This is a genomic window from Streptomyces sp. NPDC050263, from assembly GCF_040655955.1.
In the GTDB taxonomy this organism is placed as follows: domain Bacteria; phylum Actinomycetota; class Actinomycetes; order Streptomycetales; family Streptomycetaceae; genus Streptomyces.
In genome coordinates, this window is the sequence record NZ_JBFAKW010000049.1 from 15,831 (window position 1) to 32,815 (window position 16,985).

The 16,985-nt window shown below is 75.2% G+C and carries 10 protein-coding genes and 1 pseudogene; 2 read left to right on the forward strand and 9 right to left on the reverse strand.

The window, feature by feature from the left end; genetic code table 11:
• Positions 1-43: 43 nt before the first annotated feature.
• The 7 genes from AB0J04_RS22355 to AB0J04_RS22385 form a co-directional block, all read right to left on the reverse strand.
• Positions 44-1,825 (reverse strand): hypothetical protein, encoded by a 1,782-nt coding sequence (locus tag AB0J04_RS22355; RefSeq protein WP_363170295.1) that lies wholly within the window; start codon positions 1,823-1,825, stop codon positions 44-46.
• A complete protein-coding gene (locus AB0J04_RS22360) occupies positions 1,822-5,460 on the reverse strand; it encodes a DUF5682 family protein (RefSeq protein ID WP_363170296.1) in 3,639 nt (1,212 codons plus the stop codon). The genes AB0J04_RS22355 and AB0J04_RS22360 overlap by 4 nt, the downstream gene beginning before the upstream one ends.
• 5 nt (positions 5,461-5,465) lie before the next feature.
• Entirely contained in the window at positions 5,466-6,635 is a 1,170-nt protein-coding gene (locus AB0J04_RS22365; protein WP_363170330.1) for an AAA family ATPase, read from the reverse strand.
• 35 nt (positions 6,636-6,670) lie between these two features.
• Complete coding sequence (locus tag AB0J04_RS22370; RefSeq protein WP_363170297.1) at positions 6,671-11,683, reverse strand: hypothetical protein; 5,013 nt, start codon at positions 11,681-11,683, stop codon at positions 6,671-6,673.
• Positions 11,680-12,534, reverse strand: coding sequence for a DUF4132 domain-containing protein (locus tag AB0J04_RS22375; protein WP_363170298.1), 855 nt, complete (start codon positions 12,532-12,534; stop codon positions 11,680-11,682). The genes AB0J04_RS22370 and AB0J04_RS22375 overlap by 4 nt, the downstream gene beginning before the upstream one ends.
• A gap of 100 nt (positions 12,535-12,634) precedes the next feature.
• Positions 12,635-13,024, reverse strand: coding sequence for a cold shock domain-containing protein (locus tag AB0J04_RS22380; protein WP_351916336.1), 390 nt, complete (start codon positions 13,022-13,024; stop codon positions 12,635-12,637).
• Between the two features lie 89 nt (positions 13,025-13,113).
• Entirely contained in the window at positions 13,114-13,977 is an 864-nt protein-coding gene (locus AB0J04_RS22385) for a LysR family transcriptional regulator (protein ID WP_363170299.1), read from the reverse strand.
• Between the two features lie 68 nt (positions 13,978-14,045).
• On the opposite strand from AB0J04_RS22385, the gene AB0J04_RS22390 reads away from it, so the two are divergent.
• Positions 14,046-14,951: an EamA family transporter gene (locus AB0J04_RS22390; RefSeq protein ID WP_363170300.1), complete on the forward strand. Its 906-nt coding sequence runs from the start codon at positions 14,046-14,048 to the stop codon at positions 14,949-14,951.
• A gap of 20 nt (positions 14,952-14,971) precedes the next feature.
• On the opposite strand, the gene AB0J04_RS22395 is transcribed toward AB0J04_RS22390, so the two are convergent.
• A complete protein-coding gene (locus tag AB0J04_RS22395) occupies positions 14,972-15,361 on the reverse strand; it encodes a DUF5997 family protein (RefSeq protein ID WP_363170301.1) in 390 nt (129 codons plus the stop codon).
• A 58-nt stretch (positions 15,362-15,419) separates the two neighbouring features.
• Between AB0J04_RS22395 and AB0J04_RS22400 the strand changes: the two genes are divergently transcribed.
• The gene (locus AB0J04_RS22400) at positions 15,420-16,229 is read left to right on the forward strand and encodes a LysR family substrate-binding domain-containing protein (protein WP_363170302.1); all 810 of its coding nucleotides are present in this window, start codon (positions 15,420-15,422) and stop codon (positions 16,227-16,229) included.
• A 53-nt stretch (positions 16,230-16,282) separates the two neighbouring features.
• Here the strand turns inward: AB0J04_RS22400 and AB0J04_RS22405 are convergent.
• A pseudogene (locus AB0J04_RS22405) lies at positions 16,283-16,920 on the reverse strand (glycosylase); the annotation flags it as partial.
• Positions 16,921-16,985: the final 65 nt, after the last annotated feature.

The window sequence follows — 16,985 nt, forward strand, 5'->3', positions numbered from 1 at the left end:
TAGGAGAGATAGAGGTCAGATCCTGACCTACAGCGCGGGCCGCTCAGAGCGAAAGTGAAATCGCCTCCGTACGTGCTCCCCACGCCGCCGCGCACAGCGTCCGTTCGACCTCGGCGGTGTACACGGCCGAGGCCAGCCAGGCGCGGGCGAAGCGGTCGGTGTCGGCGGGCAGCAGACGGCCGAAGGCGTCGCGGGAGCGGTCCGCGGCGGCGGCCTGGAGTTCGTCGAGAAGGTCTGCCGCGGTGGCCAGACCGGCACTGCGCAGCCGCCCGCCGTCGCCCGCCCCGCTGCCGGGGAATGCCAGCACCCGGCGGCCCCCGGACACGCTCTGGTGCACCCGGCGGCGCAGGAGGTGCAGCGGTGCCTCGTCCACCGCAGGAGCGGAGCCGGGCGCGGCCGTTGCCGCCGTGGGCAGGTCCGCGCGTTGGAGGCGGTCCAGGCCGAGGTCCACCCGGGCGTCACGGGCGTCGCCGGCGTCGGGCCCGGCGGGGTGTTCGGCGGCGAGCAGCAGCGCGCGCGGGAGCGGTCCCGGGGCGAGGCGGGCGACGATCCGCAGCCGACTGCCCCGCGCGGCGGCCAGCAGACGCAGGTTGTCGCGGTAGGGGAGCGCGGGGTCCTCGTGCGCCATGGCGAGCCGGAGCGCGAGGCCGTCGCAGTCGGCCAGCAGACAGTCGCCCGTGGCCTCACGGACCGTGCCCGCCAGGGTGACGTCGAGGAAGAGCAGGCCGTGGCCGTCACCGAGGCCGCCGGTCAGCGCCCGGGCGACCTGCGCGGCGGCGGGCGCCGCCCACAGCCTGTCGAGCGGCGCCTCGTGCCAGGCGGCGCCCGCGGCCCGAACCGCCCGCACCCCCGCCCCCGCGCCGAGCCGGCCCGTCGGGGACACCGTCGCACCGGAGACCGCGAGCCCCGCGCGCGACAGCTCACGGTGGGTCAGGGAGGTGTCGCCGATCCGCACCGCACGGTCGGCGGCGCCGGTCGCCCGCCCCGGGCCACCCGGAGCCACGTCGGAGACCGTGTAGAGGCGGCCTTCGGCGTCGGCGGTCCAGGTGACCGCGCCCGCGTACCCGCTCGCCGTCAGGATCGGCTCGGAGAAGAGCCCGTACAGGCGCAGGGAGCCGTCAGGGGTGTAGGGCTGCCGTACGGAGCCGCGCAGTTCGGCCAGGTCCGGGCCGGTCGCGAACGGCAGGCGATGGGCCACGCCGAGGACGCCGCGGAGCGCGTCGACGAGTTCGGGCAGCCGGTACGCGGGGTCGGCCGAGCGGGCCGCGCGCACCCCGGTGACCACGGAGACCGCCGAGGCGGCGGCCCGGGGGAGGCCCGCGAGCCGCGCGGTGTGCGCGGCCCGCAGCAACTCCGCCTGGAGCACGGCGCCGGAGCCGTCCGTACCCGCGGCGAGCACGGCGGCCGCCGCTTCGTACACGGCCCGCGCGGCGGCGAGTTGGTCGGGGGCGGCGGTCGCTGCGACCGGCGGTCGCGCTGCCTCTCCCCTCTCGGCTCCGGCCTCCGGTGCGGGCGACGGGTCGGGAGCGTCCTCGGCGACCGGTGCGGCCGAGGCCGCCGCCGCGCGGTGCAGACAGCCGGGGGCGAGCAGACAACCGCAGCGGATCGCGTCCGCCTCGGTCACCGTGCCGTCGGGGGCGTGCAGTTCGAGGTCGGTGTCGTCGTCGACGGCGATCCGTACGGTGTCGCCCTCGTGGACGACCGGACGAGCCGCGAGTTTGGCGACGCCCGCGTCCAGCCGCTTGCGCAGCCGGGGCGAGAGCGCCTCGACGAGTTCGGCAGTGACCGACGGGGCGACCGGAGGCAGGCCCGGGCTCGTGCTCATGCGATCTTCTCCCCTACCCAACGGGCCAGTTCGAGCGGACTGAGGGCGGCGACGGGCATGCCCGCGGCGACGAGCCGACCCGCGACGCCCGTGGAGTAGCGCGGCCGGCCGGTGTCGTCGAGGCTGGCGCAGCCCAGCACATGACAGCCCGCGCCGACCAGCGCCCGCACCTCGGCGAGCAGCCCGCCGAGCGGATAGCCCTCCTCGAAGTCGCTGACGACCACGACGAGAGTCCGCGACGGCACGGTGACGAGCTCGCGCGCGTGCCGCAGCCCCGCCGCGATGTGCGTGCCGCCGCCCACGCTGACCTCCAGCAGCAGCGACAGGGGGTCCTCGACATGGCCGGTGAGATCGATGACCTCCGTGGAGAAGGCCAGGAAGTGCGTGGACAGGGTCGGCACCCCGGCCAGCACCGAGGCGGTCAGCGCGGCCCACACCGTGGACGCCTCCATGGACCCCGACACGTCCGTGACCAGGATCAGCCGCCAGTCGGCCGCCCGCCGAGCCCGGGTACGGAACACCGGGTGCTCGGGGATGACCTGGACCGTGCCGTCCGGCCCGCGCCGCGCGGTCGCCAGGTTGGCGCGCAGCGTGCGGGGCAGGTCGAGGCCGCCGCCCGGACGCCGGCTCGGGCGCGGCAGCGCCGTACCGTGCAGGGCGGGCCGCAGCCGGGTGGCCAGCTGCCGGGTCAGCGCCTCGACCAGCCGCCGTACGAGCGGACGCAGCGCGGCCAGCCGGGCCTCGGGCAACCCGCCCGCATGCCGCAGCACCGTGCGCAGCAGATCGACGGAGGGGCGCACGCTGTCCGCGTCGAGTTCCGCGAGCACGTCCCCCCGGCCCGACGAGGCGGCCGCCGCGAGCACCTCCTCCCGGATGCCCGGCCCGAACAGCGCGACCAGTTCCTCGGACCACTCCCGCACTCCGGGATACGGCATCTCCCGGCCACCGCCGGCCCCCGGGCCCGTCAGATCCCCTCTGCTGCCCTCGCCGCGCCCGCTGCCGTACAGCTCGTCCAGAGCCGTGGCCAACGAGCGGGCGGACGCCGGGAGTTGATCGCGGCGACGGCCGAGCACGAGCCGCCAGCGGTCGGCGGGGGCGAGGAGCCGTTCTTCTCCTGCGCTGTCGCAGGCCAGGGCCTCGACGGTGGGGTTCTCCTCGGTGTTTCCCGGCGTCGGCGGCAGCAGTCCCAGCGACCGCAGCATCGCGCGGGCCGCGAGATCCGCGCCGGTCCAGGCGGCGAGCGCGGCCGGGTCGAGGCCGTCGGTGTCGGCCACGCGCCCGGCGCCGAGGCGTTCCTCGACGGACGCGAGGAGACGGTCGCGGGCCGCGGGGCTCAGCGTCTCGAACCCGCCTCGCAGCGCGGGAAGCCGGTCGAGGAACTCCTGGTCGGGCAGCTCCGACACCCGGCCCAGCAGGGGCTCCAGTGCGGGTGCCGCGGCTTCCAGCAGCGGCCCCGCGGCGGTCAGCAGCCCGCTCAGCCGGGCGGTCAGCGCCGACCGAGAGTCGGGATCGACGGCGCCGTCCACCCACGACGCGACCCGGTCGCCGAAGGCCCGCGCGTCCTCCTGCCCGAGCAGCACCCGGACGGCTCCGGCGGCGCCCCGCATCAGCGCAGAGCCGTCGGCGGCCAGCCGGGCGAGCGCCTCGGTGAGCCGGACACCGCCCAACAGGTCGGCGCGGTGGGCGAGTTCGAGCAGGGCATGGGCGTCGGCCGGATCCTCGGAACCCGTCAGGCCGTCCACCTGCCGTACCGCGGCCGCGGTGAGCAGCTCGGCGACGGCGGCCGCCCGCGCCGCACGGTCCTCGTCGGGGCCGAGCCCCGGCACATGACCGGCCCGCAGCCGGTCCGACAGGGCCAGACCGGCGAGGAGTTCGGGCAGCGTGCCGGCCTGCGGCAGCACTTCGGCGACGTCGTCGAGCCGCTCCTCGGTGAGCGCGGACAGCCCGCACTCCGCGGCTTCCACGAGCCCTTGCAGGACCTGCGCGGCCGTCGACCCGCCGGCGTCCCGCTCTGCGCGCCGCCGCTCCCGCAGCACCCCCTCAGCGGCCTGGGCCGGGGTGACCCCGCGCACGCCGGCCGCGGTCAGCATGGCCGCCGTCGCCGGCGTCCACCTCACCTCCCAGCGGGAGGTGAGGGCCTCGGCACCGCCCGCGCCGACGACCTCCTTGGGCTCTCCGTACGGCACTCCGCACACCGTCAGCCGGCGCAGCAGCAGTTCACGGCGGCGGTCCAGGTCGGAGCGCAGCGGGTCGAGCCGTAGATCCCGGGTCGCTCCGGAGGAGCTCTCCGGACCCGGCAGCCCCAGTGTCCCGACCTCGGCCTCCACCGCCGGGGCGAGACCGCTGCGCGGCGCGTCCGGCGCCGGCCGGCCGGTGCGGGTGCCGACGAGCACCCGCTCCATCGCCCGCGCGACAGCCCGCCCCCGCCCGTACGGCTCGCCCTGCGCGAGGACCGTCTGCACCGCCTCGACCAACTCGCCCCGGCCCGCGGCGGGCAGCCCGCGCAGCCGGGCGAGGTCCGAGGCGAGCCGAGTGATCTCACGCGCGTCGGCGGGCCCGGACGGATGCCCGAGGCTCCGCAACTCCGCGCACACCCGCACGGCGGCCCGCGTCAGCGCCTCCTCCAACGCGGCCGGATCCCCCGCCGCCCGCAGCACCATGTCCTGCCACTCCGGATCCCGGATCCCGGCCGGATAACCGGACCGCTCGTCGAGCAGCGCGTAGGCATACGGAATCAACGAGGTCACCCACGACGCCCGCCCACCGACAGCCGCTTCGGTCCCCTCCGCTGCCGCTGCCGCTGCCGCTGCCGCTGCCGCTGCCGCTGCCGCTGCCGCTGCCGCTGCCGCTGCCGCTGCCGTCGCCGTTCCGGTCAGGGCCGGGGCGTGGAAGGCGCCGATGATCACGGCGGCGCGTTCGCCGTGTGCCGTGGCCTCGGCGATCCGGGAGCGCATCCATCGCTCGCGCCGCAGGTCCAGCTCGGGTACGCCGCCGGCGGCGGCCGCGTCCTCGCGCAGCGCCCACCCCGCCAGCAGGGCCGCCCGGCGCAGAGCCTCGGGCGGGGAGCCCGGGGCGGTGGCCTCGACGAGCCGGTCCCACAGGTCGTCGCCGGGGCGGCCGGTGAGCCGGGCGCGCAGCGCACCGGTGAGTCCGAGGGGCCCGTGGGAGTCGCCCTGCGCGGTGCCCTCGCGTCCTTCGCTCCACGCCCGGTCCGCGAGGGGCAGGTCGCAGGCGAGCACCGGGACGCCGTGCCGGGCGGCCCAGCGCACGGCGGCCAGCTCGGGCGAGAAGTCGGCGAACGGATAGAACGCCGGCCCGCCGCCGCCCCGCCCGCCGCCGCCCCGCCCGCCGCCGCCCCGCCCGCCGCCGCCCCGCCCGCCGCCGCCCCGCCCGTCGGCGGGCGCCGCGGCGAGCGCGACCGGGGCCCGGGTCTCCTCGTGCCCGAGCCACGGCAGCCACTCCTGCATCTCGGCCGGGAGCTCGACGAGCACCACGTCCGGCTTCGCCTCGTCCAGCAGCGCGGGCACGGCGGCGGCCAGCGAGGGCGCGTGGTGCCGTACGCCGACCAGATAGGGCGCGGCCGGATCGGTGAGCTCGGCGAGGGCCTCGTCGGGGGCGGCGAAGGGAAGGGACACGGCCGTCAGCCCTCCAGCACGGTGCGCAGGTCCCACAGGGTGCGCCAGGTGGCGGAGCCCTGTTCGGCGCGGCGGCGGACGGGGCCGTCCCAGTAGCCGCGCAGCCGGGCCGCGTCGGCCGGGTCGTCCTTGCGGACCACACCCAGCAGATGGCCCGGGAGCAGCCCCAGCACATCACGGTCACCGGGGAAGTAGGCCGCCGCGAGCGCCAGCGCACCCGCCACGGACACGGCCTCCGCGGTGCTCATCACCGTGGACGGCCGTTCCACCTCCCAGCCCTCCGCCGACCGCCCCTCGCGCAGGTCGCGGAACGCGGTGACCAGCGCCTCCAGCACGGCGTCGTCGACCTGGAAGGGCGCCCCGGCCCGCTCCACCGAGGCCCGTGCCTGGCTGCGCACCAACGCGGTCTCCGCGTCGAGGTCGGGGATCGGGCCGACGGTCTCGAAGTTGAAGCGGCGCTTGAGGGCCGCGGACATCTCCGAGACGCCCTTGTCCCGGAGGTTCGCCGTGGCGATCAGGTTGAAGCCGGGCGCGGCATGCGCCAACGCGTCGTCGCCGCCCGCCAGTTCGGGCACGGCGATGCGCCGCTCCGACAGCAGCGAGACCAGGGAGTCCTGCACCTCGGGCAGACAGCGGGTGACCTCCTCGACCCGGGCGATGGCGCCCCGGGACATGGCGGTCAGCACCGGCGAGGGCACCAGCGCCTGCCGGCTCGGCCCCTGCGCCAGCAACAGGGCGTAGTTCCAGCCGTACTTGAGCTGGTCCTCCGTGGTACCGGCCGTACCCTGCACGACCAGACCGCTGGTGCCGCACACCGCGGTGGACAGCAGCTCGGACAGCATCGACTTGGCGGTGCCGGGCTCGCCGACGAGCAGCAGACCGCGCTCACCCGCGAGCGTGACGACACACCGCTCCACCAGCGCCCGGTCGCCGACGAACTTGCCCTGCACGACCAGTCGTCGCGGCACCCCGTCCGCCGCCTCGGCGTCCTCGGGCAGCTTCAGGGCGCGGCCGTCGCTGCCCATCACGAACGTGACGACGGCACGGGGGGTGAGTCGCCAGGCGGGCGGGCGCGGCCCGTCGTCATAGGCGGCGAGGAAGGCCAGTTCGGCGGCGTACAGGTCTTCGGGCGGGATGATCTGCCGGACGGGGGCGGGGGACACGGTGGTGGTCATCGGCGCGCGTTCTTCCAGGTGGGACGGGACGGTGGTCATCGGCGGCGGCCCTTGCGGGTGGCGCGGGTGGTGAGCTCCTCGTAGGCGGGGGCGTCGCCCGCGCGGACGCGGGCCCACGCGCGTGTGAACAGCTCCGGCACCGGCACCAGCGGCACCGCGCGGGTGTAGGCGCGCACCGGGTAGAGGCCTTCCTTCCAGAGCTCCACCGGCAGGGCGGGGGACTTGAGGTCCAGCCAGCCGCAGGGCAGGAAGAGGGTGCGCCCGGCGCGCGGCCGCTTGGCCTCGACGACCAGGTCGGTCGCGGCGAGTTCGGCGCGGGCCTTCTTCGTCCGGGCGGGCTTCCAGCCGGTCCAGCGCACGCAGTTGCGGTCCGTGGGGTCCGGGAGGGCGAGCAACTGGAGGTAGAGCGTCGCCGCGTCCGCACCGAGGCCGTGCTCGGCGGCCACCTCCGCGACCAGTTCGGGCACGCTGAGGGAAGGATCCTGGGCGTATCCGGCGGTCTCGTCGGCTCCGGTGAAGGGATCGGGGCCGGCGGCGAGCGCGCGGGCGAGTTCCGTGTCGAGGATCGTGCGCAGGGTCCACATGCCCTGGCCCCGCCCGGCCCCCACGAGGCCTTCGACGAGCCCGAACACCGGGTCGTCGGGGGTGCTGAGCGCACCCGGCCGGACCAGGACGGTCTCCTGGTCGCCGTACCAGGGGCGCAGCACCAGAGCCTCGCCCACCTGCGTCAGCCCGTCGGCGTCGGTGCCCCCGGCAGCGGGCATCCCGTACGCCTTGCGCAGTTCGACGGCGGTCGAGGAGCCCTTGTCCGTCCATGCGATGTCCGGGTCGAGGAGCAGTCCCGGATCGGCGACCCGGCGGCGCAGCGCGGCGAGGCTCTCCGGCAGGGCGGCCCGCAACGGGTGCCCGTACGGCAGGGAGTAGGCGAGTCCGGCCAGGGCGGCCACGGCACGCGTCAGGTGGTTCCGGCCGGGCAGCGCCGCCGGGTCCTCCGCGACCAGGTTGCCGTTCTTGTCCGGACGTTGGACCGTGGTGCGGCTGATCCAGGGGGTCAGCCCCGGGTTGAGGACTTCCTCCGCGGCGCCGGTGGGCAGGCCGCCGAGGGACAGCTCCCCGGCGAGGTCCTCGGGCAGCCGCACGACGTTGCCGAGCCGCTCGGCCCACACCGCGCCCGCGGCCTCGGTGTCCGGTCCGGCCGTCCACAGGTCGCCCGGGCTCTGCGGCAGCAGCGCCCCGACGAGCGCCGTCAGGTCGGTGTTCCCGACCGAGGACAGCAGGGCGTCGCCGAGCTCCTTCTGCCGCGGCTTCAGCCCGGTCGCCGCGATCACCTCGTCGGTGAGCTGCGCCGGCCTGCCGGCGAGCAGCAGGGCCGCCTGGACGGGTCCGAGCCCGCCGCGCGTCGCGGTGGCGAGGACGGCGGGCGCCTCCGGCTGCCAGGGCGCCGGGCCCTTGTCCCGGACGAGCGCGGTCACGGCGGTCAGCGCGTCGGCGGGGAACACCGCCGGGTGCGCGGTCTCCCGGTCCAGGGTGAAGTGGGCGATCGCGCCGAACCGGCCGGTCGGGTCGTGGTCCAGGGCGAGCCAGTGCACCCGCCCGGCCTGCCGGTCGAGGTTCTGGCAGCCGAGGACGACGACGGTACGGCCGTCCCGGCGCAGTACCTGGCCCACGCGCTCCTGCTTCTCGTGCGGCTCGCTCAGCACGATCTCGCGCAGCGCGCCCCGGGGAGCCGCCAGCGGTCCTTCCGCGATCGCCTCGAACAGCAGGAGCAGGGCCTCGCGGTGGGCCTCGGTCACCGTCGGGGAGGCGGCGCGGTACGCGAGCGGGCGCAGCACGTCCAGCACCGGCGTCCACACCAGGCCGATGCCGGGCACGGTGAACTCGTCGCTGTGCCACCCGTCGGCGGCGCCGGTGGGCCGGGAGGCCTTGGCGAGGGCCTTGCCGTCGGCCGGCTTGCCGGCCAGCACATGGTTCACGGAGCGGATCTGGCGCAGCGAGCTCCAGTTCCGCTCGCCGCCCCACCAGCCCTGTACGTCGGCCAGGCCCTTGGTGGCGTCGCGCAGCGTCTCGTCGTCGCCGTGCTCGGGCTTGAGGTCGGGGAACATGCCGTCGGCGCGGCTGCGTTCCGCCTTCGGTCGCTCGACCGGAGGCGCCACGAACCAGGCGGTCGAGTCCGCGAGTTGCAGCACCGCGCGCACGAGCGCGGCGACACCGGTGCCGAGCCTCGGATCGCCGAGCGTGGGCAGCGCGCGGGTCACGACCTCCAGGAGCACCTCGTCGGCGGTCGGGACGACCTCCTTGCTCTCCGGAGTTCCGTCGACCGCCTTCGCCGCCTTCAGCCTCGCCTGCCGCACGGCCAGCGCCTCGGCCCCCGCCCGCACCAGCGCGGCCGCCTGCTCGTCGGTCAGCGCGCGCAGCACGGTCGACGCGCGTTCGTCGCGAGGGCGCAGGGCGTGCCAGAAGTCGACCGGCGGGACGAACCGGGTGCCCGCGGCGAACTCGCCGCCCCGCTCCATCGGCGTCACCCGGCCCAGTTGCCCGGCGGCCGACGTGTCGTCGCCCGCGTACAGGGCGATCTGCCGGTGGAGGCCGACGGCGACGGGCTCGGCCCCGCCGGGCAGCCGCAGCGGGCCGAGCAGGTCGCCCGGCGCCCGGCCGTCGGCCCAGGGCAGGGTGACGGTCCGGCCGTCCGGGGTGCCGGCGACCGTACGGGTCTCGGCGCCCTCGCCCTCCGTGCGCACCCAACGGCCGAGGACCGTGCCGTCCGTGCCGAACGGGCTCTGCTCCAGCCCCGGTCGCAGGGGCAGCACCTGGCAGTCCCCTTGCAGCAGGCGCGCGTCCTCACGGATGCCGGACTGCACGAACGCGGGCAGCGAGGCTCGCCCGTGCGTGCCGGTGGCCGGGTCGTACTCGAGCCACACCTGCTGCCGACCCTGCCTTCCCTGACGCCAGTACGAGGTGCCGTCGCCGAGGATCCGGCGGCTCGGCGGCACGACCGTGTCCCCGGCGTGCAGCGTGCGTCCGCCGGTGGCACGACCGCCCTCGGGCAGCGGGATCGACGGCTCGCCCGCGTCGCTGCCGCCGTACCAGTACGGGATCTGCTCACCGCCGAGCGGGAACACGTCGGTCGGGCGCGCGGACCAGTAGCCGAACTGCTTGCCGTCCTGGCGCCACATGACGAGCAGTTCACCGTCCGTGAAGCGGTACTGCGGGCGCTGCCAGCTGTCCAGGCCGTCGGGCAGCCGCAGGTCGTGCTCCAGCAGGACGTCCTCGGGGCCGACGACGATCACCTTGTGCGCCCGGGCGAGGATCAGCGCGGGCCAGGCCTCGCTGACGTTCAGCGTGTCGTCACGGTTGCGCCTGGCCTCGGCGTCGAGCCTGCGCAGCGCCTCGTCGAGCGCGGGCCAGCCCAGTTCGTCCAGAATGCCGGCGCGCAGCGTGTGCCCGAGCAGCGGCGCGACGTCACGCGCGGCGACCTGGGCGACGGCCGCCGGACTCACCCGGGCGGCCACCGCGCGGAAGGGGCGCATCCGGTCCAGCGCCGCCCGCGCGGCGGGCAGCCCGACCGCCGCGGTCAGCTCCCCGGCCGCATGCTCCAGCCACTCCCGCAGCACATCGCCGAGCACGGGGTGGGCGGCCAGGCCCTCCAGGACCTCGGCCCCGGGACGGGCGCCGCTGAGGGCGCCGACGCCGGCGTACAGCAGACGCCTGAAGCGAGGGTCCGCCGCGGTCGCCGTCAGATCGCGCCGCCCGGCCCGGGGCTCGCGCAGCCAGCGGTCCAGGGACAGGTACACGACCTGGTCCGGGGCGGGCAGCGTCAGGGGCACGCCGTGCGCCACGCACAGATCCAGCAGGTCGAGGTCGGCTCCGGCCTGCCAGCGGCCCGTGCACAGGTCGACCGGACGGCCGTCGGCGTGCAGCCGGGGCCCCATCCGCTCCACGAGCGCGAGCGTGGCCGGGGAACGATCGCTGAAGCTGCTGCCGTGCTTGCGGTACAGCGCCCACCGGCCGAGCCAGTCCGCCGCGTCGACGTCGGACGCCGTCTCGCCGGTCAGGAGCCGATCCGCCTCGCAGTCCACGAGCAGCGCCAGCCAGAACTCGTCGTCCTCGACGGAACGGCCCAGGCCGGTCGGCATGATCTCCAGCAGCCGCCCCCGGACCTCGGGTCGTTGCTCGGCGAGCACGGCGAGCGTCGACCGGTAGGCGTTCCAGAAGGAGGCGGGAGCCCGGACCGCGGCGGGCGAGGCCAGCAGGTCGGCGACCAGGGCGCACTCCTCGGCGACCCGGTCCAGACCGGCGGCCTTGATCAGCCCGCGCGCGTCCTGCGGCAAGGAGGCGTAGGGCGGCATGCCGGCCGCGCAGCGCTCCACGGTCAGCTGCCGGAACTGCGCCCAGGCCGCCGCCGGGTCGAGCCGCGCGGTGAGTGCCTTGACATGCTCCTTGAGCGCCTTGACCGTCAGCGCCCCGGCGAAGGCGAACTCCAGGAACACGGCCCGCTGCCGCTCCTCGTCCACCTTCAGCGCGTGCACCCGCTCGGCCTCGCGGGCCTTGCCGAAGAAGGCGGAGGCGTACGTCGTGTTCTCGTGCTGGAGGAAGACGCGGGCGGCCTGCTCGTAGAAGGTGGGCAGGAAGTGCGGCACGGCCCGGCCGAGCCGGGTGCCGAGCTCCTCGAAGCCGTCCTTGGCGGTGCCGGGGCGGGACTTGGCCTGCCGCGCGAGCCGCTCCACGTCCTTGACCAGCGCCAGCGCGTGGTGGCCGTTGGCCGGGTCGTTGACCAGCGCCCAGGCGGGGAAGCCGAGCGTCTCCCGGCGCACCTGACCGACCTCGGGGGTCTCCGCCGCGCGGGCCAGCCCGAGGAACTCCAGCGCCAGGTCCTCGGCCTCGCCGAGGGTGCCCGGCACCAGCCGCACGACGGGCCGGTCGTCCAGCGCGGGGTGACCGTAGGTGCGGACGGTGAGGGTGTCGGCGTCCTCGCGGGCGGTGCTGCCCGGGGGCAGGACGGCGCCCGCGTCGAGCAGCGCGGCCGCGGTGGTCTCGTCGTAGGTCGTCATGCCGCCCGCTCCTCGTCCTCGATGTCGCGCCCGGCATACAGCGCCGCCGCCATGCGCATGCCCTCCGACCAGGCCACCGGCCCGACCTGACCGAGCTTCAGCGCCCGGCCGGCGGAGTCGGTGAACATCAGGGGACCGGTCTCGGCCTGCTCGTAGCCCTCGTAGTCGCCGACCCACACCCGGGCCTCGACCGTGCGGCCGTCCTCCAGGACGGAGACGACGCAGTGGCCGCCGCGCACGCGGTAGCCGAGCTGGGTGACCCGGCCGTGCAGGAACCGCTGCTCCTTGAAGGAGCCGCCCGCGTACTCCTCGACCGAGGCGCCCTCCGAGTCGAGCGTGGCGGGCCGCCGCCACACCTCGCGGAAGAGCTGCTGGGCCTGCTGTTCGACTCCGAGTTCGACGGCGAACTCCCGCAGGTCGTCGAGCTCGTCGAGGAGCACGGGGTGCGGGAGGCGGACGAGATCGGGGGTGATGCGGACGGTGTCGCCGTCCAGATCGACCAGGCCGAGGCCGCGTTCGGCGTCGGCGTCCCGCAGGAATCCGGCCACCTCGCCGTCGGCCCCGGTGACGACGAGGTCGCGCAGGGCGGCCTGCCAAGAGGGGTCCGGCCAGACCTGCGCGACCACGGCGAACGGCACCGGCAGCGAGCGCACCAGCCACCGCTCCACGGTGGCCAGGCACTCGCGTTCGTGCCTTTCCAGCCACTCGGTGAGCTGTCGCAGGCCCACCACCGCCGGCTCGTCGGCGATCTTGGACGGTACGGACTTCAACCGCCGTCCGGCCGCGTTGCGGCACACCACCTTGCCGTCATCGAGGGCGACTTCGTAGTCGCCGGCCGACACCCACCCCATGTGTGCCTCCCGCACCCGCACTGATCAAGTGACGGGAACTGTAGATCAGGCCACTGACAACGGGGCCCGGGAGACGGGGAACCGGCGATCGACGGTCGGGTCAGCCCTCCACCCAACCGTGGTTCTTCGCGAACTGCGCGAGGCCTGCCCGCACCTGGACGATCTGCTCACCGGTCAGCGAGGGCGCCGCCGTCAGCAGCGCCTCGGTGACGTCCCGGGTGAACTCCTCCGTGCTGAGCACATCGCACAGCACGTCGTCGTCCGCGGCGAGGGGCTTGCCGTCCTCGCCCCGGGCGAGGCGGACCCCGGACGCCTTCGGGCCCCGTTCGCCGTCCTCGATCTCAAACTCCACGACGATGCCCCGGCGCACCTGCGACTCCGGCATCAGCATGTCGTTGACGTGCAGGAAGACATCCTCCCCGCCGTCGTCGGGCGCAATGAACCCGTAGCCACGCTGGCTGTCGAAGCGCACCACACGACCAGCAACCATCCCAACCCCCAGCAACCTCGAAACACCCACGTCGGTGAACCTGCCCAGATCGTAGTCAAACCGACGGCCTCCGGGCGACACGGGGATGTTCACTGTGCGCGATACAACGTCGTGAGCAGTTCCAGCACGGCCTGCGTCGCGGGGTGCGGGTCGTCGCGCCACCACACCAGGCGCACGGCGACGGGCTCGGCGTCGCGCACCGGCCGGTAGACGACGCCGGGCCGCGGGTACTGGTCGGTGGTCGACTCCGCGGTCATCCCGATGCTGCGGCCGGTGGCGATCACCGTCAGCCAGTCGTCGACGTCATGGGTCTCCTCCGTCGCCGGACGAGCGTCTGGCGGCCACAGCTCGGGGGTGGTGGTGCCGGTCCGGCGGTCGATCAGCAGCGTCCGCCCGCCGAGGTCGGCCAGCCGCACCGAGCGGCGCCGGGCCAGCGGATCGTCGGCGGCCAGCGCGCACAGCCGCCGCTCCAGACCCACGATCGCCGAGTCGAACCGCCGGTCCGTCGGCTCCCTGCGCAGCACCGCCAGATCGCACGCGCCCTCCGCGAGACCGGCGCTGCCGGAGTTCACACGCACCAGCTGGAGGTCCGTCTGCGGCCGCTCGGCCGCCCACCGCCGCTGGAAGGCGAGGGTGTGACGGCCGAGCGCGGCCCAGGCGTAGCCGACCCGCAGCCGGGTGTGGCCCGAGGTCGCCTCCCGCACCAGGGTGTCCACTTCGCCGAGCACCCGCCGCGCGTGCGCAGCCACCCGCAGCCCGGTCGCGGTCGGCGTCACCATCCGCGAGGTACGCCGCAGCAGCCTTACACCCAGCGCCCGTTCGAGCGAGGCAAGGGTCCGCGACACGGCGGCCTGGGAGACGCCGAGCACCGCGGCGGCGTCGGTGAAGCCGCCCTCGTCGATGATCGCGACCAGACACCGCAGCTGCCGCAGCTCCACTCCGGAGGAATCCATGATTCCAGCGTATAGACGGCACGGCTCATGCATTTTGCGCAACACCGGACCGGGAGGACGATCGGCGCATGCCTGCCGCGCCCGTACCCGTGTCCTCGTCGCCCGTCTCCGTAGCGGCTCCCGCTCCGCAGCCGGATGACCGGCGAGGGCGGCTCGCCGGCGCGGCCGCCCTGGTCGGCAGCGGTCTGTCGAACCAGACCGGGGCCGCGATCGGCTCGCTCGCCTTCCCCGTGCTCGGCCCCACGGGAGTCGTCGCGGTCCGCCAGTACGTCGCCGCATTCGTCCTGCTGGCCGTCGGCCGCCCCCGGCTGCGGTCCTTCACCCGGAGTCAGTGGGGACCCGTCCTGCTGCTGGCGCTGGTGTTCGGCACGATGAACCTGTCCCTCTACACCGCGATCGACCGCATCGGGCTCGGGCTCGCGGTGACCCTGGAGTTCCTCGGCCCCCTGACCATCGCCCTGGCCGCCGCACGCCGCCGGGTCGACGCCTGCTGCGCCGTGATCGCCGCCGCGGGCGCGATCACCCTGATGCGCCCGCAGCCCTCCACCGACTACCTGGGGACGGGGCTCGGCCTGCTGGCCGCCGTGTGCTGGGCGGCGTACATCCTGCTCAACCGCACCGTCGGCCGGCGGATCCCCGGCGCCCAGGGCTCGGCGGCCGCCGCGGCCGTCTCCGCCGTGCTGTTCCTGCCGGTCGGCGTCGTGCTGGTGCTGCGCGAGCCGCCGACCGCCCAGGCCCTCGGCTACGCCGTCGTCGCCGGGGTGCTGTCCTCCGCGCTGCCCTACCTGGTCGACCTCTTCACGCTGCGGCATGTGCCCGCCGCCGTGTTCGGCCTGTTCATGAGCGTCAACCCGGTGCTCGCCGCGCTCGTCGGGTGGATCGGGCTCGGGCAGGGCCTCGGCCTCGTCGACTGGTCGGCCATCACCGCGGTCGTCTGCGCCAACGCCCTCAGCATTCTCGTGCCGCGCCGCTGACCCGCGTCAGCCGGCCGACGTCAGGACTGCTGCTCGCGCTCCGCGTTGCGCTTCTTGATGCGGACCGTCTCCTTGCGGACCTCGGCCTGCGTGGCGCGCTCCTTCTCCAGCCACTCCGGCTTCGCGTCCTTCACGGCCTCGATCTGCTCGGTGGTGAGCGCCTCGCTCACCCCGCCGCGGGCCAGGCCCGCGATGGAGACGCCCAGCTTGGCCGCGATCACCGGACGGGGGTGCGGGCCGGTCTCGCGCAGCTTGAGCAGCCACTCGGGCGGGTTCGCCTGGAGTTCGTTCAGCTCGGTGCGCGAGACGACGCCCTCCTGGAACTCGGCGGGCGTGGCGGGGAGGTACACACCCAGCTTCTTCGCCGCGGTGGCGGGCTTCATCGTCTGGGTGCTCTGCTGCGACTTCATACACCCCAGGGTATCGGCCCCCGGCGAGGCCTCCGACCACAGCCGGTAACCTTGCGGGATGACCGACTCGGCGGATTCCCCCTCGTTCCGGCTCGCCTACGTCCCCGGAGTGACGCCCGCCAAATGGGTGCGGATCTGGGCGGAGCGCCTGCCCGACACCCCCCTCACCCTCCTCCAGGTGACCCCCGCCGAGGCCACCGACGTCCTGCGCGAGGGCGCCGCCGACGCGGCCCTCGTACGCCTGCCGGTCGACCGTACGGTGTTCAGCGCGATCCCCCTCTACACCGAGACGACCGTCGTCGTGGTCCCCAAGGACCATGTGATCACCGCGGCCGAGGAGATCACCCTGGAGGACCTCGCCGACGAGGTGGTCCTGCATCCCCTGGACGACGTCCTCGGCTGGGAGAAGCCGCCGGGCGAGGCGGCCTTCGAGCGCCCCGCGACCACCGAGGACGCGATCGAGCTGGTCGCGGCGAACATCGGCGTCCTGGTCGTGCCGCAGTCCGTGGCCCGGCTCCACCACCGCCGCGACCTCACCTACCGCACGGTCGTCGACGCCCCCCGGTCGGACATCGCCCTCTCCTGGCCGGAGGACGCGACGACCGACCTCGTCGAGGACTTCATCGGCATCGTCCGCGGCCGCACGGTCAACAGCACCCGCGGCCGCGCCCAGCAGGCCCCGGCGGCGGCTGAGCGCAAGGGCGAGCGCGAGCGCGGTAAGCCGCAGTCCGGCGGCGCCGCGCGGAAGAGCCCGGCCCGGGGCGCGCAGAAAAGCGGTGGAACCAAGAGCGGTGGCACCAAGAGCGGTGGCGCGAAGGGCGGTGGTCGGCGCGGAACCGGCGGCGGCAAGCCCCGCCGCCGGTCGTAGTCGCCCGTCGCCCGTCGCTCGTAGTCACTCGCCGCCGTCGACGGCCGGCCCGCTCAGGCCACGTAGGTCGCCGCGTCCGCGGTGCTCACCGCCTTCTCCCCGTCGGCCCGGGTGAGCAGCCCGGCCGCCACCCACGCGTTCACCACGGTCTGTACGCGGGTGACCAGCGCCGCCTTGGACGCGAACGGCGCCCCGGCCCACACCTCGTCGAGCAGCGTGGTCCCGTCCGCCTTCGCGGGGTTGGCCACACCCGAGTCGCTCTTCCCGAAGACGATCCGAGGCTCCGCGCGCCGCCAGTACGCGTGCGTCGGGTCCTCGGTGCCCTCGTGGAAGGGGGCGAACCCGGTGCCGTTCAGGGTGTAGTGGAGCGGTCTGCCGCTGACGGCGGTCAGGGTGGGCAGCAGATCGCCGAGAGGGCCGCGTCGGCGTACAGCCCGAACTGCAGGTAGGACGTCGACGCGTCGCGGGCCACCAGGTTGACCGGGCCGTAGAACAGAGTCTGCAACGACGGGTCGTCCAGGGCCTTTTCGACCCGCAGCCGGAAGGGGACGGCGATGCGCACGACGTCACCGGAACTCCAGGTGCGGGACACCGTGAAGTAGCTGCCGGCGACCGGAGTGCCGCTCACCGCCTGGCCGTTGACCGTCACCCGGAAGCCGGCGGTCGCCCAGGACGGCACCCGCAGCAGCATCGACTGCCGCTTGGCGGCGAAGACCCCCGTCCCGAGGGTGACGTCCTTCAGCGCGAAGGGCTGGA